This window comes from Janthinobacterium sp. NKUCC08_JDC (assembly GCF_019345575.1).
GTDB lineage: Bacteria > Pseudomonadota > Gammaproteobacteria > Burkholderiales > Burkholderiaceae_D > Janthinobacterium > Janthinobacterium aestuarii.
Genome location: NZ_JAHKQW010000003.1, coordinates 510,838 through 531,068 on the forward strand (window position 1 = coordinate 510,838; position 20,231 = coordinate 531,068).

A 20,231-nucleotide genomic window follows, 5' to 3' on the forward strand; every position below is an offset into this window, starting at 1 on the left:
TTTGCCCCATGAGCATCAACCTCAAGACGCTGATCAGCAAGCTCAATGACACCAGCCGTACCGCCGCCACCCGCGCCGCCGGCATTTGCGTCGGCCTCGGACAATACGAGGTCGACCTGGAACACCTGTTCCTGGCCCTGCTGGAACAGCCGGCCAGCGACTTTGCGCTGATCGCCCGCCACAGCGGCATCAGCGTCAGCATGCTCGAAGCGGACTTGCAGGCCGAAGTGGCGCGCCTGCAGACCGGCAATGCGCGCACCCCCGTGTTTTCGCCCCGGCTGCCGAAGCTGTTTGAAAACGCCTGGCTGATCGCGTCGCTCGACGTGCAGGCGGGCCGCCAGGCCAGCATCCGCAGTGCGCATCTGCTGCAGGCGCTGCTGACCGACCCTGAATTGGCGCAGCTGGCTTACCGGGGCTCGAAACTGTTCAACAAATTCAAGCTCGACGACTTGAAGCATAACCTCGACAAGATCACGCAAGGCTCGCAGGAGGCGGCAGGCGCTTCGGCTGCAGATGGCGAGGCTGGCGAGGGCGGCGAGGGAGGAGGAGACCCCGTCGGCGAACTGGCAGGGCGCGCGGCCGCGTCGAAAACTCCGGCGCTGGACCAGTTCACCACCAACCTGACGGCGCGCGCGCGCGACGGCAAGGTCGATCCGGTGATCGGCCGCGATGCGGAGATCCGCCAGGCCATCGATATCCTGATGCGGCGGCGCCAGAACAATCCTATCCTGACGGGCGAGGCGGGCGTGGGCAAGACGGCCGTGGTCGAAGGGCTGGCCCTGCGCATCGCGCAGGACGACGTGCCCGATGTGTTGAAGGGTGTCGAGATCCATACGCTGGACATGGGCCTGCTGCAGGCCGGCGCCAGCGTCAAGGGCGAGTTCGAGAACCGCCTGAAAAACGTCATCGACGAAGTCAAGAAAAGCCCGCACGCCATCATCCTGTTCATCGACGAAGCGCACACCATGATCGGCGCCGGCGGCACGGCCGGCCAGAACGACGCGGCCAACCTGCTCAAGCCGGCATTGGCGCGCGGCGAGCTGCGCACGATTGCCGCCACCACCTGGGGTGAATACAAGAAGTATTTTGAAAAGGACGCCGCGCTGGCGCGCCGCTTCCAGGTCGTCAAGATCGAGGAGCCGAGCGAGGAACTGGCCTGCGCCATGTTGCGCGGCATGGCGCCGCTGATGGAAAAGCATTTCAATGTGCGCATCTATGACGAAGCCATCACCGAAGCGGTAAGGCTGTCGCACCGCTACATCATGGGACGCCAGCTGCCCGACAAGGCCATCAGCGTGCTCGATACGGCCTGCGCCAAGGTGGCGCTGGGCCAGAACGCGACGCCGGCCCTGCTGGAAAACCTGGTCAAAAAGCTCGACCGCATCGACGCCGAAGTCGCCACGCTCGAGCGCGAGGAAAAGAGCGGCGGCAACCACCCGGTGCGTCTGAAAGACTTGCGTGAGCAGCGCAGCAGCGCCGCCGGCGAGCATGCGGCGCTGGCCGCGCGCTGGGAAAACGAAAAGACGCTGACCGGAAAAGTCAGGGCGGCGCGCCAGGACCTGGAAAGCGCCGGCGTCAAACCGGACGCCAGCCAGGCCGGCGATCTGCAGGCCCTGCTCAAGGACTTGCGCGCGCTGCAGGGCGAAACACCGATGGTGCCGGTGCAGGTCGACGGCCACGTGGTGGCGGAAATCGTCGCCGGCTGGACCGGCATCCCGCTGGGAAAAATGGTCAAGGATGAAATCCGTACGGTGCTCAAACTGAAGGACATGCTGGAAGAGCGCGTGCTGGGCCAGTCGCATGCGATCGAAGCGGTGGCGCAGCGCGTGCGTACCTCGCGCGCCAACCTGGACGATCCGAACAAGCCGAAGGGCGTGTTCCTGTTCGTCGGCCCGTCCGGCGTGGGCAAGACGGAAACGGCGCTGGCGCTGGCCGATGTGCTGTATGGCGGCGAACGCAAGCTGATCACCATCAACATGAGTGAATACCAGGAAGCGCACAGCGTGTCAGGCCTGAAAGGCTCGCCGCCCGGCTATGTCGGCTATGGCGAAGGCGGCGTGCTGACCGAGGCCGTGCGGCGCAACCCTTACAGCGTGGTGCTGCTCGACGAAGTGGAAAAAGCCCACCCGGACGTGCTCGAGCTGTTCTTCCAGGTCTTCGACAAGGGCGTGATGGAGGATGCCGAAGGGCGCGAGATCGACTTTAAAAACACCATCATCATTCTCACCTCGAACGTCGGCTCGAGCATCCTGATGCAAGCCTGCCTGAATGTGGCGGCGCCAGACCTGCCGACGCCGGAGCAGCTGGAGGAAAAGCTTCGCCCGCAACTGATGAAAACCTTCAAGCCGGCCTTTTTGGGACGCTTGAAAGTGATCCCGTTCTATCCGATCTCGGACGACGTGCTGGTCAATATCATCGGCCTGAAACTGGGCAAGATCGCCCAGCGCATCGCGGCCAATCACAAGGCCGAATTCAGCCACGACGAGGCGCTGGTCGAGGCCGTGCTGGCGCGCTGCACCGAAGTCGATTCAGGCGCGCGCAATGTCGACAATATCCTCAACGGCACGGTGCTGCCCGAGATCGCCGAGTCGGTGCTGGCCAAAATGGCCGAAGGCGCAGCGATTACGAAAATCAAGGTCAGCGCCAGCAAGCAGGGGCAGTTCAAGTACACCATCAAGTAGGCACTGCCGCCATGGTGCGTGGAGAGGAGGGGCGCAATCTGTTCACCCGGTTTCAATCGCGCTCCGGCGATATAAATTCCTCGCTACAATAATTGTTAAATATGCAAAATTTGGTAAACGACTGACGGGAAGCGCATGTCATCCACCTCGACCGACAAGATTGCTGACGCGCTGGCTGCTTTCACGAGCGCCACGCGGCTGTACGAGTTGACCTACGGCGAGGACGCGGACAGCGGCTTGCTGGTCGAAGCCTTTGCCGCCGACGAGCGGCTGCAGGAGGTCGGTGCGCGCGACATCATCGCCTTGTCCACCAGCGCCCATGTGGCGCTGGCGTCGCTGCTGGGCCAGCCTGCCAGCCTGCATATCAGTCTGGCGGACGGCACGCGCACCCCATTTTCCGGCTATATCAGCGCCGCCGCCACGTTGGGCAGCAATGGCGGCCTGGCGCGCTACCGGCTGCGTATCACCCCATGGCTGTGGCTGCTGACCCAGGCGCGTAACAGCCGCGTCTGGCAAGATCGGAGCGTGACGGCCATCGTCGACGAGGTCTTGCAGGCGTATGCGCCGTACGCGCTGTGGCGCTGGAGCGACGAGGTGGCGTCATTCATGCAGGAAGCGGGCGAACGCAGCTATTGCTGCCAGTATCGCGAATCGGACTACGATTTCGTGCAGCGCCTGCTGACGGAAGAGGGGCTGGCCTGGCGGTTTGACGGTCAGACCATGGTCGTCTTTGCCGACAGCAGCCAGGTGTGCGCCACGCCCGAGGACGCCAGCAGCGCGCAAGGCGGCGGCTTGCGCTTTCATGGCGCGCGCGTCGGCGAGCCGGGCGACAGCGTGCAGGCCTTGAGCGCGCGGCGCAGCCTGCAAGTGGGCTTGAGCAGCGTACTCAGCTATGACTACAAGGCGAAAAAGGCCGTGGCCGCCAGCGTGCCGACCAACACGGTGCTCGGCGGCAAGAATGCGCCGATGCTGGAAAGCTACGATACGCCGGGCCAGTACTGGTACGCCAGCGCCGCCCAGGCGCAGCGTTACGCGCAGTTGCAGATGCAGGCCCATGAAGCGCGCGCCCAGCTGTGGCAGGCGCGCTCGACCGTGCGCACCTTGCGCGCCGGCACGCGTTTTACCCTGACGCAGGGTCCGTTACCGCCCGCCGATGGCGCCGCGTCCGAATATGTCGTGCTGCGCGTGGCCAGCATCGGCGTCAACAACCTGCCGGCGCCGGCACTGGAGGGATTGGCGGAACTGTTCGGCCCGATACCGGAATTGCTGGAGGAAACCGTGGCGCAGTGGGGCGACGGTTTTCCCGATGTCGCCGCCGCGATCACCCAGGCGCAAGCCAGCGGTTACGCCAACTGCATCGAGATGATCACAGCAAGCACGCCGTGGCGTCCGCTGCAGGATGGCAACGATGCGCGCCAGCATGCCACGCCGACGGCCCTGGGCAGCCAGAGCGCCATCGTCGTGGGCGCCGATGGCCAGGACGCGGCCAGCGGCGCCGATGAAATCTATTGCGACAGGCTGGGCCGGGTGCGCATCCGCTTTCACTGGCAACAGGAAACGGCCGCGACCTGCTGGGTGCGCGTGGCGCAGCGCGCGGCTGGCGGCGGCATGGGCAGCCAGTTCCTGCCGCGCATCGGCCAGGAAGTGCTGGTGCAATTTTTGGAAAACGATATCGACCGGCCCGTCATCGTCGGCGCGCTGTACAACGGTCAGGGCGAGGGCGGTACCAAGCCGACCCCGGGCGGCATCGGTGGCGAGCCTGGCGACGCCGGCGTGTTCCAGCCGGCACACGATCACGCGGTAGCGGGCCAGGGCAATGTGGCGGGCGGCAACAGTCCCTTGTGGCATGGCGCCGCAGGGGCCAGCGCGGCGCACCGCAATGCCAGCGCGCAATGGGGTATCCGCAGCAAGGAGTTCGGCAAGGCGGGAGGAGCGGCGGGCTACAACCAGCTGCTGTTTGACGACACCGACAGCCAGGGCCGGGTTCAGCTGAAAAGCAGCCATGCGGCCAGCGAACTCACTCTTGGCCACCTGATCCATGGGGCCGACAATTACCGGGGCAGCCTGCGCGGCGCGGGCGCCGAGCTGCGCACCGATGCGTATGGCGCGGTGCGGGCGGGCGCCGGGCTGCTGGTGTCCAGCTATGTGCTCAACCATGGCGCCGGCGCACGCGACCCGGCCGGCGACAATGCGCCCGGCATGGCGCTGCTCAAGCAGGCGGCCAAGCTGGGCGAGACTTTCAGCGAGGCGGCCGTCACGCACCAGGGGGTGGCCTATGCGGCGCACCTGGGGGCGACGGCGCCCGGCAGCAGTGTGCTCGATGCCAAGGCCGCGCCGTTGCCGGCATTCTTGACCAGTGCCTCGGGCATGCTGAGCCGCGACAGCGTGGCGGCCGCCAGGAGTGACGCGGCTGGTAAACCCACGGCGCCGGCCGACGACAAGCTGCCGCACAGCAGCGACGCCATCATCGCGGTGGCGGCCAAGGCGGGCCTGGGCGTGGTGGCCGGCCAGGATATGCAATTGTCGAATGGCGAAACGGCAACATTGATGAGCGGGCTCGATACGCAGTTCGCCAGCGGCGGCCAATGGCGATTGCACACGGGCCAGGCGATCGGCATGCTGGGCGGTGTCGTCAAGCCGGGCGAGGGCGAGCTGGGCGTCCAGTTGGTGGCGGCCAGCCAGCCCATCGAGGTGCAGGCCCAGTCCGACGAGATCAAGGTGCAGGCGCGCGAAGAGGTCAATGTCGCCAGCGCCAACGCGCACGTCGACTGGGCGGCGGCGAAAAGCATCCGCCTGTCGACGGCGGGCGGCGCCAACATCACGATCGAGGGCGGCAATATCACGATCCAGTGCCCGGGCAAGATCACCGTGTTTGCGGGCAAGAAGAGTTTTCTGGGGCCGGCAGGACTCGGCTATCCGCTGCCGCGCCTGCCGCGTTCCGAGCTGGCGCTGCGGCCCTTGAAATTCTTGCTGCGCCTGGCCGATACGCCGGGGCTGAAAGGCCATGCGCTGGCGCACACGCCGTGGAAGATCGCCCATGGCGCGCAACCCGACGGCATGGATTTCATCGACGACGACAAGCTGGTGGCGCAGGGTAAGACCGATGCATCGGGGAATATCAAGCTCAGCGATGCAGAGGAAGAAAAACTTGCCGCCGTCTATGCGAGCAATCCGGACCATACATGGATCGTGTATCCGGGCCACAGCGTGCGGCTGAACGTGGAAACCGAATCGCCCGACTGGAGCGACAAGGACAAGCTGTTCCATGCGATGCAGGCGGCGGACTTCAGCGCCGGACGCTACGGCACCATCTTCGAGGCGGCGGCGGCACCGCAGGCGCGCTATGCGAAAGAAGCGCTGGCTTCGCTGACCCTGAAAAACATCCTGCCGAAGGTGAAAGTCTGATGGCGACGCTTTCTTTCCCACTACGCCACGTCGGCAACAGACTGCGACATGTGTCATGACAAATAAAAATATCTCCCAACTGACGGCCGAGGACGGTACGCCGAGCGCGCCGGCCACGTCGGCGCCCGGCTGTTTCGTGCACGATGGCGAGGAACTGCCGAATTTCCCCAAGCATAAGTGGGGCAGCATCTTTTCCGAACAGCAAAAGGGTAACCGCGTCGAGTTCTATGTCACCGGCGAAGAGTATTTCACGGCCGTGGCCAAGGCCATCGAAGGGGCAAAAAAATCGATTTTCATCACCGGTTGGCAAGTCAATTTCGATGTCGAACTGACGGCGACGAAGACCTTGTTCGAATGCCTGGAAACGGCCATCGCCAGCCCCGCCGCGCCGAAAGTGTACGTGATGCCGTGGCTTTCGCCCAAGGTCGGCGTCGACACGGGCGACTTCGAAACCGTGCTGGCGATCTTCCAGCTCAATGCCGGCGTCGACGGCCCCGCCAAGGCGTTCGCCTTGCCGGCGATCGCCCAGAGCGACATGGAAGGCATGCTGGGCATCGGCTTTTCCCATCACCAGAAACTGGTGGTGATCGACGATGAGCGCGCGTTTGTCGGCGGCATCGACCTTGCCTATGGCCGCCGCGACAATGGCAAGTTTGCCCTCAGCCATGGCACGCGCAAGGGCAACGAGGTGTACAACACTTGCATCCCGGCCATCGACCAGATGAATAACGAAGCGCAAACGGCCTACCTGACGCGCGCCGAACTGCTGGCCGGCTGCATCGGCGGAAAAGTCGGTGGCGCGGCCACGTTCGCCACCTCGGCCATGGCCACGCCGGTCGCCGTCGTGCTTGACGTGGTGCAGGACGCCAAGGACGGCATCGCGCGGATATCGAAGAATATGTCCGCAAAATGGCAGGCGATCGACCTGATGCCCGACTTTATCGGCAAGCTGCAAGACATACCGATCGATGTCGCACAGGATATATCGCGCTGGGCTTACGGCCAGCTCGACAAAGGTTTGCGCGACAAGGTCGATGGCGTGCGCACCACGGGCAGCGCGCATGTGATCGACGGCGGCACGGCGCTGATGTCGTGGCTGAATGCCGGCTCGCTGAACAAGCTGCCGCCCGAATTGCGCAGCGGTACGGTCAAGCTGATCGAGACCTTCGTGATCGGCGTCCTCACTTATCTGTCGACCTTGGCCGACGCGCGTCCCACGCGCTATGAAAACCTGAAAAAGCTGCGCAAGATCATGCCGACCGGGGCCAAGACCTTCGCCGCCACGCAGCCGCGCATGCCATGGCACGACGTGCATGCGGCCATCGTCGGGCCGTCGGTAAGCGACTTGAGCCGCAATTTCATCGAGCGCTGGAATGGCATTGCCCAGCGCTATGAAAAATCGTACCAGGCCAGCATGCCGCCTGCGCTGATCAAGATGTTCCAGGCACTGGGCATGTCCGGCACGCCCAGATTGATATTGCAGCGCATCGCCGCCGCGCCGCCGCCGAATACGCATGCGCAGCCGGGCGACGCCTGGGTGCAAGTGTTGCGCAGCGCGCCGATGAAGCTGCTCAATGACGAGCGGGCCGCGCATGCGCGCGGTAGTAAACGTTCGGCCAGTCCGGAGTGGCCGCAGAACAATTGCCTCAAGGCGATGTTGACGGCGATTAATGGGGCGCAGAAATTCATCTATATCGAGGGCCAGTTTTTCCAATCGGAATATGGCGACGATGCGAGCAAGACCAGGCCGCTGTCCGGTCCCATGGCGGCGCTGCTCGATATCAGCAAGTCGCCGGCCTATGAAAAGTACGCGCGGCAGCTCGGCGTGTACGGCGTGCCGCCGGCGGAGATGATCGACAAGTTGATCTGGTCGCAGATCGACGATGTCAGGGCCGACATTACCGGTGGCGGCAGCGATTTCATGGCCGATCTGTTCAATGTGATGAGCAACTATGCCGATATTACCTCGACGCGCATGATGGGCAAGGAAGAGTCGGGCATCCTCAATCCTATCGGCTTGGCATTGTCGCAGCGCATCGAGCGCGCCATCAACGATGGCTTGCCCTTCCATGTCTACATGGTGCTGCCGGTACACCCTGAAGGCACGCTCGACACCCTCAATATCATGACGCAGCTGCATTTGACGATGCAGTCGCTGGTGTTTGGCAAGGATAGCCTGGTCAACCGGATCCGGCGTGCCATCCTCGTGCGGGATTTGCGCAAGAGCAAAAAACTCGGAGCGGAAGAGGCCAGGAAAACCGTTGCCGGCTACGCGCCGGACCGGCTGGCCGAACTGGCCGGCGACAAGTGGACCAGCTACCTGACCTTGCTCAACCTGCGTTCATGGGAAACCTTGGACAAGCGTCACGTGACGGAGCAGATTTATGTGCACTCCAAATTGCTGATCGCCGACGACCGGGTGGCGATCCTGGGCAGCGCCAATATCAACGACCGCAGCCAGCTGGGCGGGCGCGATTCGGAACTGGCGGTCGTCGTCAGGGATGACAACCAGACCGATGTCGAGCTCGATGGTGTCGATAGCGACAAGGTCAGCGTCAACGTGCATGACTTGCGGGTGCGCCTGTGGAAAAAACTGTTCGGCCTGACCGATGGCGCCACCCCGGCCAAGGACCTGATCAAGCACCTGTTGCGTCCGGCGGCCCCGGACACTTGGGAGGCGATTCAAAAAGTGGCGCTTGCCAATGCGGAAGCGTATGCCAAGGCCTTCGCTTTCCTGGCGCGGCCAAGCGGCAAGCCCAGCTCGATATGGCCCACCTGGAATGCCAGGACGCGCAGTCTGGAACACCACATGCCGTTCCACGAGCGCTTCTGGCGCGATGCCGATATCTTGCGCGACAAATCGCATTCCTGGGAGGCGCAAACGCGCGCGCCCGAATCGGCTCCCGTGGGCGTGCAGGGTTTTATCGTGGCCTTGCCGGTCACCTGGACGGCAGGCGAAAACAATATATCTGGCATGAATCTGACCCTGCTGGCCCATCAGGAGAAGAAACGGCTGCACGATGTCGACCATCCACTGCCGCAAGAAACCTACGCCCACGTTGAATCAGGCAAACGCCCGCCAACCGGCCAGAGCGAAAGCGCGGCCTGAAGAATAGTGTATTTTTTGATTGCTGCCCATGATGATAGTTCGTTTTCCGCGTAGTGCCGTACGCCATCTCGCCGCTCTCCTGCTGTGTGCAGGCGCGCATGGCGACGGCATGGGCGCTGAGCAGGCCGATCCGGCGGCGCCGTCGCGCAAGCCCACGGCGCAGGAACTGATGCAAGCGACCGCATCCGGTTACGTGACGCCGGCCGGCACGGCGCGCGAATGCCTGGGGCGGCTGGTGTTCGACGTGCATGCGCCGGTGCAATGGCCGACCCGCTACAAGGACGCTTCCGACACGGGTATCTTTTACCGCTCTTTCAGCGAGGAAGTATTTCACCAAGGTGATGAGATACAGGTTGGAAATGTCCGCATCGGCGTGCTGGGGCCGCTAGGCAAGGAAGACCTGGCTGCCTTGCGGGAAGCCATGCCGCAAGCGAGGATCGACAGGCTGCAGGCGCTGCTCAAGGACGATGAGGCGGAACTGGCCCAATTGAAAGGCCAGCCCGCCAACGCCAGGACCCGCCAGGCGAGTTATCTGGCGCAGAAGTCGGTCACCGGCAGGCAGGCGCAGATCAAGGAACTGCAGAGCAACTACCAGGCATTTGATTCCGGCCTGCCCGGCAGTGAAGGCTACCGCAGCAGCGAAGGTTCGGGAACGGTCAACCCAATGCGCTACTCCATCTATCGCAGCCACCTGAAGCGCGGCGATTATGTCTACGTGTTTGAGTCCACGCAAGAAATACGCGACAAGGATAGCGAGGCAGCGCATGGCCAGCAGTTCATCCGCTTCCTGAAAAGCTTCCGCCCGCGCGCCGCCAACGAAGTGCCGAAGGACTTGGGCCTGTGCATTCCGCATGGCTTTATCGCTGACGATGGCAAGACGGTCAGCGCTATCAAGCAGTCCTTGCGCTGGCCCGACGCGCCCGGCGTGTTGTATACGATCAGCACCGGCAATGTCGATCCGCGCGCCTTGAAAGTGCCGCTGGTCCAGGCGGCCGCCACCGGCGGCATCGGCAAGTTCGGCAGCCGCGGCGAGCAGGAAGCCCAGCCTTTCATTGTCGAACGCATCGCGCCCCGTAGCGCCCGCATCGGCGCGCTGACGGCGCAGCAGGGCGGCGTGGCGCTGAAAGTGAGCCTGCCCGGCAGCACGCCGTTTGAAACCTATACGGTATTTACCGGTTACGCGGGATGGCTGGGTACGGCAGTGCTGCCCTACATCCTGATCGAACTTAACAGCCGCAGCATGGAGCAGGCGCCGGAACTGACGCAGAATCCGCCGCCGTTCAAGACCAGCTACGCGCGCCTGGAAACCTTGTTGAAGAGTACACATTTGCGGCCTACGGAACCGGCCATGCCGGAACTGCGCGGTCTTAACGGCTCGCAATGATTGCCGCAGTCCGGATTTCAATCGAAACACTCTTGCTATAACGAAATTTCTAGGGTGTAATGGCTTTGATAAAAGTGCTTATTTACTAATTTTATGCGGTAAGCCGCGTGATGGAGTTCCGGATGTCCATGTCCTCGCCCGCCAGTTTCACGCAAGCCAGCAGATTGTTACAGCTGACCACGCCCCTCGGCGCTGACCGCCTGCTGGCCGAATGCGTGCGCGGCGAGGAGGGCTTGAGCACGGGCTTCGTGTTCCAGATCGCGGCCCTGTCGACGGACGCCGCCATTTCCTTGCGTACCTTGATCGGCCAGCCGGCCCTGCTGCAATTGCTGACCGCGACCAGCGCCGACGCGCTGCGCCCGTTCCACGGCCACATCACCGCCGTCGAGCTGGTTGGCGCGAACGGCGGCATGGCGCGCTATCAGTTGACATTGGAACCGTGGAGCACGTTTCTTGCCCACGGCCGCGACAGCCGCGTGTTCCAGGACATGACGGTATTCGACATCCTCGACGCGCTGTTTGCCGCTTATCAGGCGCAAGGCAAGCTGGCGCCGGCCTGGCGTTTCGATATTCTCGACCGAGCGGCATACCCGAAACGCAGCCTGAGCACCCAATACCAGGAAAGCGACTGGGCCTACGCGCAGCGCCTGATGCACGAGGAAGGCCTGTTTTATTACTATGAACACAGCGGCGATCCGGGCAGCCCCAGCCTGGGCAGCCACTGCCTGGTGATCGCGGACCATAACGGCGCGTTCAAGCCGAATGCCCAGAGCAGCATCGATTTCACGCAGCCGGGTGCCGTGATGAAGGTCGACAGCATCGACCGCTGGCGCACCGAATTGCGCCAGCAGACCAATGCCATCGCCATCGGCAGCTGGGATTACCGCTCGCTCGACCAGCGTGTCGCCAGCGCGACGGGTGAGGCGCAGCAGGTGGAGCTGCTCAGCCGCGACGCGCCCGGGGCCTATGCCTACGCCTCGCGTGAGCAGGGCCAGCGTATCGCGCGCAACCAGTTGCAGGCGCTTGAAGCGGGCAAGGAAGTCCATGTGGCGGCCGGTACCGTGCGTACCTTGTCGCCGGGCACCACGTTCAGCTTGCAGGGACAGCCGGTGTTCGACCAGGGTAGCGACGACGCACGCAACTTCCTGGTCGTGCGCACGGTGCACCTGATGCACAACAACCTGAGCGCGGATCTGCAATCGTCCGTTGTGCAAACGCTCAAGACGGGCCTGCTCGATGCCGCCATCCGCAAGGAGCAAGCGGGCAGCCTGCACCGCATGCCGGCGCTGCTGGGCGCCATTGCCGAGCGGCCCCTGTACCGCAACCGCATCGATGCCATCCGCAGCAACATTCCTTATCGCGCCAGCGGCAAGGATCAGCATGGCCGGCTGCTGCATCCGCGCCCGACCGTGCATGGCCAGCAGACGGCCGTCGTGGTGGGCCCGGCTGGCGCCGCGATTCACACCGACCGCGACCACCGCATCAAGGTGCAATTTCACTGGCAGCGCGGCGTCACGAGCCACAGCCGCCTCGACCATCCGCAAGGCGGCAAGCATACTGGTGCGCCTGGCGATGACAGTGCCGGCACCTGGGTGCGCGTGGCCTCCACCATGGCGCCGGTGGCGGGCGCCAACTGGGGCGGCCATGCCTTGCCGCGCATTGGCCAGGAAGTATTGATTGATTTCCTGGAAGGCAATATCGACCGGCCACTCGTGATCGGTGCCGTCTACAACGGCCAGGGCACGGCCGATGCCCAGAATAATCGCGTGTCCCATGGCGCCGGGCCCGCCACCGGCAATGCACCGGCCTGGTTTCCCGGTGAGGCGGGCGCGCATGCTCATCCGGCCGCGTTGTCCGGCATCAAGAGCCAAGCCATGCAGGCCAGCCAGCAGGGCGGCGCGGCGTACAGCCAGCTCGTGTTCGACGACAGTCCGGGTCAGCCGCGCGTGGCCCTGCAGCGCCATGCCGGCGCGCACCAGGGTACTGCCGAGCTGAATCTCGGGCACTTGCGCCATCAGACGGACAACCAGCGGCTGGCCGCCGCCGGCTTCGGCGCCGAACTGAAAACCGAGCACAGCGCCGCGCTGCGTGCGGGGCAGGGGCTGCTGCTGTCGACCGACGGGCGTACCAACGCCAGCGGCACGCAGATGGATACGAAGGAAGCCACTGCCCAGATCGAACAGAGCCTGGCCTTGCTGACTTCGCTTGCCGAGACGGCGCAAAAGCACAAGGCTGTGTTGGGCGGTGGGCAAGGCCAGGCCGAAACGGCGCCCGATACGCTGCCCGCATTGAAACAATTGGCGAACAGCATCGACATGCTCAAGGGCACGACGGGCACGGGCGACGGCCAGGCAACGGCCTACGGGGCGCCCCAGTTGCAATTGTCCAGTCCGGCCGGCATCGCCGCCACCACGCCGCTCAATGCGCTTTTCGCCGCCGGCAATACGAGCAGCATCGCGGCAGGGCAGGACATCAATTTCGGCGCGCAAGGCAACCATTTTCATGCGATCAGTTCCGGCATCAGCCTGTTCACCTATGGCAAGGCCAGCAAGGCAGACAAACCCAACCAGGAAACCGGCATCCGCCTGCACGCCGCCAGCGGCAAGGTCAGCAGCCAGAGCCAGTCCGATGAAACAAAATTAACCGCAGACAAGGCCGTGACCGTGGCCAGCGTCAGTAAAAGCGTCAATATCAGCGGCAAGCAGCATGTGCTGATGACAGTGCAGGGCGCCTATATCAAGCTCGAGGGCGGCAATATCGAAATCCATGGACCCGGCAAGATGGAATTCAAGGCCGGCATGAAGGAGTTCACGGGGCCGGCCAGCGCCAGTCCTGTACCCCTGGCCTTGCCGATGGGACAATTGAAAGGCTGCGCGCTGAAACTTCTCGATGCCACGATGGCGGGAGCGGCCAGTGTCAAACGATAATTCACCGTCGCCAACTGTATCGGCGGCACGCGCCGATGAAGTGCTCTACAACGCGGCCCGCGACTATGACAGGACCGTCGTCCTGATCGACCAGTTCATCGACAATCCCCTGCGCGAGGCGATCGAAGCCCTGTCGCCGCCTGCGGCCAGCGTGCTGCTCGATGACCCGATCTTCGAGGATGACTTGCAACGCGCGCCGATGCTGCTCGAACTGTCAAACCGCCGGCCAGAGCACTACGCGCTGGTCGAACAGAGCCTGAAGCTGGCGCTGGAGCAGCAAGCCGAAGCGGGCGCGGTACCCCGGATCTGTGCCTGGCTGTTTGGCCAGGCGACCCTGGAGCGCTTGCGCAGCGCCATGCTGGCGCGCCTGAATGTGCGCTATCCGTCCGGCGACGCCGTCTACCTGCGCTATTTTGACCCGCGCGTCATGCCGCATCTGGCAAGAGTGTTGCCGCCTTCTACCGCAGCAGGCGTGCCTGGGCGCAGCAGTTTTTCCGATCTGCTCGGTCCTGTTGAAAAATGGTGCCAGCTCGACCGCGATGGGCAGCTGATCCAGCATGGCCATGCGCAGCCGGTATCGGCGCTGCAAGACATTCCCCTGCGTATCGATGAGCCAACCATGCAGGCGATGGAGCGCATCGAGCAGATCAACCTGGTGGTGCGCATCCTGCGCGCAAGGCAAACGGCAATCGGGCCTGGCATCGATGCGCAAATCGACCACCATCTTGTCCACAGCGCAAGTGCGGGCCTGGAGCAGGCTGACGATCAGATCGCCTATGCCTGGCGCGCCGTTGAATACGGCCAGGCCTTCACCTTGCACCCCGCCCTCGGGGAACTGATGCGGATGGCAGCGACGCAAGGCTTGCCGCTGGACATAGTATTGAAAGCCCGTCTGCATTCCCTGGACTGATGCCCAGCTGGATGGCCGCGTGCCGCACACCTAACAGGAAGAGCGATGAAAGACTGTAAATTCTGCGATAAAAACGGCTTGTTCATCTTGCCCTTGCGCTATGCGGCAGTGGTGGGCGAGGGGGCGGCCGGCAGCGTGCCCGCGCTGCCAGGCAAGCTGGGCGACAAGGTCAAGCACATCAAACTGGAAAACGCCAGCTATGCGCCGCGCCTGCTGCGCTCCGGCTTCCTGTACGTGCTGATCAAGCGGTCGGGATTGCTGTATTGGGAGGGCTATTTTGCCGACGACGACGCCTTTCTGTCGAAGTTCCCCGTCGATACACCGCCCTCGGCGGCCGTGACTTTCTCCTGCGACCGCACCACCTGCGGCATCAATGCCAGCCTGATCGCGATCGACAAGATCGAGTTTGTCGAAAAAATTTATCTGCTGTTTACGCCGACTGCCATGACGACAGATCGGCTGGACGCCTATGCGGCCAATGCCGACGCCAGGGTTGGAACTGGACAGATGCAGGTATTCCTGCCGAAGGAATGGGCGGCAGGCAGTACCGAACAGCCGCACAGCCTGAAGCCAGAAGAGCTGGGCAAATACGTGCCGGAATCGATACTGGCCAGGCAGTACCAAAATGCCAGCAAAAGCCAGCTGGGCAAGAATATCATGGGGCAATTGTACCGGGGGACTGCCGATGCGTTTCGCGGCATGTCCAACATGCCCTCGGCGACGCCGGGCGGGCGAATTGGAAAATTGGAAGAAAAGATGGTGGCTGGCAAAGCCGCCGCTTTTGTCGTGTTCGATCCCATTGGCATTACGCAGGAATTGAATGATTATCGCAATGCTGCCATGCAACCGCTGGAAGATTTCCTGAAGCGTGAAGACAAGGACAAGATCAGCAATCAGCGCAAATTGGAGGTCATGGTTGCGATCGAGGACGTCAAGGATGCCGCCATCAAATACGGAGTAGAAATCCGCAAGAAAAACCTTGCCGACCTCGATGCGATCCGCTTGCCGAATCTCGATCAGGATAATGCGCAGATGCTGCGGAAACTGAACCGCGTCAAGGAAGCGGAAATTATCGAGGAGCGCATCAGGAAAAATGAAGAAGCGCGTGAGAGTCGGCGCGAGCATATTTTGGCGACCAGCGAGCAAAACGAGCGAGAGAAATTCACCGGCAAATATGAATCATTGATATCGGTCGATGAGATCGATTTGCTCAAGAAAACGCTGGAGAACTTGTCCAACAAAGCTGATGTGGAAACGAAAAAGAGAAATGCGAACCATCTCAAGTGGGTCACCTCTGCGGAACTGGTCGATGCTTTCGACTCCTACGACGAGCAGAACCTGGGCAGTGGTTTTTGCTTCACCCTCGAACATTCCTTGTGCACGTTCGGCATGTTTGCCCATAAAGACAATTTGCCCATTCTGAAAAGTTGGATGGATGTGAAAGCGGTGGAGCGTAAAAACTTGTACATGCGCGCAAATTTCTACAATTTCAAATCGCTGTACGACGAAGCAAAAAAAGCTTTTCAGGAAGCAAAAGACCAGGTCGAGGCGGCTGGTGATATTTCAAAGGTGCAAGGTGCACCTTGGTTGAAAGCTTGCAAGGGACTGGTCGATTCCTTCAAGAAGATCGATTCCGCCTGGGATGAGTGGTTGCGAGATAAAAACATCATCGATATCCATACCGGCAAAACCAAGCCGGACCCGGCCAATAGAATACACAGCCTTTCCAAATATCATCGTAGCGTGGAGGGCATGGTCTACGCACGGATATCGGAATGGACCCAGGCCATGTCCAGCAAGAGCAGCCGGCTGGACAAGGCAATTTCCAGCGTCGTCGGTGCATTGCTTTACTCCAAACTCGCTGATCTGGCCGAGAAAATTGGCTTCGAAGAGTTGATGAATCCGCTGAAGGACAAGATCGCCGGGGAACTGAAGGAAAAGGCGAAAAAGTATGCCGATACCCTGAGGACAGAAAGCGAGAAAAACAAGCTGGAACAGGGCATCGACAGGAAAGCAGCACGCATGGCGCGCGCGGAAGCGACCAAAATTGCCCAGGCTGATGCGGCAAAGGTGGAAGGGAGCATCGAAAAGCTGATCGAGGATGAACAGCTAAAAGTCAAAAACAAGATCAAGCTGGCGCTGGACGATATCGACAAGGGAAAACGGCCCGAAACCAACAATTTTCGTCATGCCCGGATCGGTGTTGTTTTGATGTCGATCGAAGGTATTTCCTTGACGACCAAACTCCCGCATTTTGCGGATTCCCCACGCATCAAGGCGGAAATTACGGCGTCTATCCTCTCGCTGAGCAGCATGTCATTCGATCTCGTCTATGCGGTGGCAAAATCAATCAGGGAAATTAGCCCTTACAAAAATATTGTAGGTATTAAAGATGCTGCGGATGTGATCCGCGGTGGGCTGAAAATGACGGCAGGAACACTCGGAGCCAGTGCTGGTGCGATTGCATCTTGCCTTGACATGCTTTCTGCTTTTGATGAATACAACAAAGAGCGTGTGAACTGGATTCTGTTTGGGATTTACACGGGACGTGCGATTATGGGCCTGTTCAATACTGGCCTGGGCCTGATCGCTGCATTCTCTTACGCGGCACCACTGCTTTGGCGAATGGCCGGTTCCACTCTCATGAGTAATTCGGTGCTGGCGCTGAGAATGACGCATTTCTTTGCTGAATCGGCAACCCTGGCAGCCAGACTGGGGCTGGAACGTACCCTGTGGTTGATCAGACTTGCACGTTTTAATCTCATCGGCGTAGCCGTTACGGTGGTCGAGGTTGGATATCGTGTGTGGATCATGGATGACGCTTTGGAGAATTGGTTTCAAGCCTGCACTTTCAGAAAGAGCAGGGGGTGGTTCAGTGAAAAACCTTATGACACGGTCGAGAAGGAACTGCTGGAACTGCAAAAGGCGTTCAAGGCAATTCAATCCTAAATAGCTGGAGTTGATTAATGAGTAACAACAGATTTTCTGACGAAGTTTTGTTCAGTGTAGAGGGTGTATTGACGGAGCTGCATATATCGGCAACGACCGTTAATTTATTGAAAGAAATTGAGACCAAGCTGGCGGGGAAAAACCTTGCAGGCGGGCTTGCCGCCGCCGCCAATGGCATGTATGGCGCCTTGGCCAACTCCGCCATGTTGAGCTTGTACGATGGCGAAGACATGTTTAATTTTGCCGCCCTGGTCAACGGTAAGGTGGTGTGTGGCGTCTTCGACAAGGCCAACAAACTCAAGAATGGTGATGTCGTGAAACTCGTGGTGTCGGAACGAGGAGAGGTGCTGCACGTGCACAGCTTGCTGCGCATCGAGGACAGCCTGTTGTTGATGCCCTTGAACGTCTACTGTGGAGAACGGGCTTTTTTCAAAGGCTGCATGAGAGTGGCATGGCGGTTTACCTTGTTCGCCTGGCTGGTCATGTTTGCCGGCTTTTTTTACAGCGTCGACATTTCAATGGATGATCTGGTAAAGCCGTTGATAGCAAGTAGCATCATGCTCCTGCTGCCTGTGTTGATCCTGTTTCCATTTGAATACTGGACCTACAAGTCCATGCGCTATTACTCCCTATATGCATCAGCCATATTCACCGCCTATGGTTTCCCCTTGCCGGACGATCTGGATATTCGCAGTGGCATGATTTTATATAAGGACGCAGCTTATGGTTTTGGCGCGATCAATTGTGAAATTGCCCTTCAAAAGCATCGAGATAAATACAAGTTGAATCATGCCTGACTTCCCATTGACGAAAAATTAGATAAATTTAATGGGTGATAAAAATTTCTTCGAAGAGATTTCAAGTGAGTGGTATTTTATTCTGGAAGGGGAAATCACAGAGTTTCAGACTGCTGCAACAACTATAAACTTACTCAGGAAAATAGAAAAAAATATTGAGGAGAAAAACCTTGCAGGTGGCGTCGCAGCGGCCATCAATGGCATGCCTGGAACATTGGCAACTTCAGCCATGATAAGTTGTTACGATGGCGAAGATATGCATAATTTTGCCGGGCTGGTCAATGGCGAAGTAGTCTGTGGTGTTTTTGATGATGCGGACAAGATCAGGGATGGCGATGTCGTCAAATTGGTCGTGGCAAGAAGGGGTGATGTCCTGCACGTACACAGCCTTCTTCGTATAGAGGATAGCCTCTTATTGATGCCTCTGAATGCTTATTGCGGAGAACGCGCTTTTTTATGGAATTGCATGAGATTTGCAAGAAACATGACGTTATTTGTTTGGGTTGTTTTATTTTCTGGTTTTTTTTTATTGATCGATGTATCAATGGAAAAGAAAGAAAATTTAATTACAGCATTTGGCGCAATATTGTTGATACCTCCGTTGTTTTGTTTTCCTTTCGAATACTGGACATATAAGAGTATGCGTGGTTATTCAGTCTACGCTGAGAAAATTTTCCTCGCTTATGGTTTCCCAAAGCCAGATGTATTTGATGCTCGCAGAGGGATTACTTTTTTCGAAAATAATGGAAATGGATTTTTTGCGACGAATTGTGAGCTGGCTCTGAAAAAACACAGGTTGAAGCACAAGATTCCACCTGCTTGATAAATATGTAACTTTATGAAAAGAAGAGGGGGCTAGCGAATAGTTGTTTGATTCTGGTGAAAAAAACGATGGAGTTACATAAAGCATTAAAGGTGGCTCAAGCAGAACTGTTAGGAAGCGCATCATGGCCGAAGAGAATATTGAAAAAACATCTTCCGAAGGGGATTTTTTTACAGTGGAAGGAAAGCTCACGGAATTCCATATGGCTGCAACAAATGTGAATTTACTTGATGAAATCGAAAGCAGCTTTGTGGAAAAAAATTTGGCAGGTGGCGTTGCCGCCCTCATCAACGGCATGCCAGGGGCATTGGCAAATGCCGCCATGCTGAGTTTTTACGATGGCGAAGATATGTACAATTTTGCCGGAATGGTCAACGGAAAAGTAGTGTGTGGTGTTTTTAGAGACGCTGATAAAATCAAGGATGGCGATATCGTAAAATTGGTGGTGACACAGAGAAATGACGTGCTGTACGTGCACAGTTTGCTCCGTATTGACGATAGTTTGTTGCTGATGCCATTGAATACCTATTGCGGAAAGCGAGCTTTTTTCTGGAGTTGCATGAAGTTTGCGCGGAATATGATACTGTTTATGTGGATTATGGCTTTTGCTGCCTTTTTTTCATATGTTGATATATCAGTTGAAAAAAAAGAATATTTAATTGTGGCATGTGGAATTATATTCCTGGCTCCTTTAGTTTTTTGGTTTCCTTTCGAATATTGGAGCTTCAGAACCATGCGTGATTATTCGATATGTGCGACAGAAATTTTCGCTGCCCATGGTTTTCCAAGACCTAGTGACTTTGATATGCGAATGGGTGCTACTTTATTTAAAAATCAAAGCCATGGCTTTATTGGATATAGTTGTGAGTTGGCTTTGAAGAAACACCGGTTGAAATATAATATTCAATCTTCCTGATAATTTTTTTTAATTTTGAAGTTCGATCTCAGTTACTCCCTGCGCGGAATTGATGGGTTATTGGAAATATATTATTGGTATCAATGGAAAAAAGAAAATTTAATTACAGCATTTGGCGCGATATTGTTGATGCCTCCGCTGTTTTGTTTTCCTTTCTAATGCTGGACATATAAGAGCATACGTGATTATTCTGTATGCGCTGAGAAAATTTTCCTCGCTTATGGTTTCCCAAAGTCAGATGTATTTGATGCTCGCAAAGGGATTACTTTTTTCGAAAATAATGGAAATGTATTTTTTGCAACGAATTGTGAGCTGGCTCTGAAAAAACAC

General features: G+C 59.0%; 10 protein-coding genes. All 10 read left to right on the forward strand.

All coding sequences use genetic code 11. The features are described 5' to 3' along the window. Positions 1 to 8: 8 nt before the first annotated feature. Complete coding sequence (tssH, locus tag KO538_RS12220) at positions 9 to 2,681, forward strand: type VI secretion system ATPase TssH (protein ID WP_219328442.1); 2,673 nt, start codon at positions 9 to 11, stop codon at positions 2,679 to 2,681. A gap of 135 nt (positions 2,682 to 2,816) precedes the next feature. Then, positions 2,817 to 6,086: a type VI secretion system Vgr family protein gene (locus tag KO538_RS12225; protein ID WP_219328443.1), complete on the forward strand. Its 3,270-nt coding sequence runs from the start codon at positions 2,817 to 2,819 to the stop codon at positions 6,084 to 6,086. Positions 6,087 to 6,141: 55 nt separating this feature from the next. Next, positions 6,142 to 9,195: a phospholipase gene (locus KO538_RS12230; protein WP_219328444.1), complete on the forward strand. Its 3,054-nt coding sequence runs from the start codon at positions 6,142 to 6,144 to the stop codon at positions 9,193 to 9,195. Positions 9,196 to 9,223: 28 nt separating this feature from the next. Then, a complete protein-coding gene (locus KO538_RS12235; protein ID WP_219328445.1) occupies positions 9,224 to 10,579 on the forward strand; it encodes a T6SS immunity protein Tli4 family protein in 1,356 nt (451 codons plus the stop codon). A gap of 122 nt (positions 10,580 to 10,701) precedes the next feature. After that, the gene (locus KO538_RS12240) at positions 10,702 to 13,506 is read left to right on the forward strand and encodes a type VI secretion system Vgr family protein (protein ID WP_219328446.1); all 2,805 of its coding nucleotides are present in this window, start codon (positions 10,702 to 10,704) and stop codon (positions 13,504 to 13,506) included. Continuing rightward, entirely contained in the window at positions 13,493 to 14,416 is a 924-nt protein-coding gene (locus KO538_RS12245) for a DUF4123 domain-containing protein (protein WP_219328447.1), read from the forward strand. The genes KO538_RS12240 and KO538_RS12245 overlap by 14 nt, the downstream gene beginning before the upstream one ends. 45 nt (positions 14,417 to 14,461) lie before the next feature. Continuing rightward, positions 14,462 to 17,365 carry a T6SS effector BTH_I2691 family protein gene (locus tag KO538_RS12250; protein ID WP_219328448.1) on the forward strand — a complete coding sequence of 968 codons (2,904 nt, stop codon included), beginning with the start codon at positions 14,462 to 14,464 and terminating at the stop codon, positions 17,363 to 17,365. Between the two features lie 17 nt (positions 17,366 to 17,382). After that, a complete protein-coding gene (locus KO538_RS12255) occupies positions 17,383 to 18,162 on the forward strand; it encodes a hypothetical protein (protein WP_072453877.1) in 780 nt (259 codons plus the stop codon). A 31-nt stretch (positions 18,163 to 18,193) separates the two neighbouring features. Next, on the forward strand, positions 18,194 to 18,985 hold the full coding sequence (locus tag KO538_RS12260) for a S24 family peptidase (protein ID WP_219328449.1): 792 nt from the start codon (positions 18,194 to 18,196) through the stop codon (positions 18,983 to 18,985). Positions 18,986 to 19,109: 124 nt separating this feature from the next. Further along, positions 19,110 to 19,901, forward strand: coding sequence for a hypothetical protein (locus KO538_RS12265; protein WP_070306027.1), 792 nt, complete (start codon positions 19,110 to 19,112; stop codon positions 19,899 to 19,901). The last annotated feature ends 330 nt before the right edge of the window (positions 19,902 to 20,231 follow it).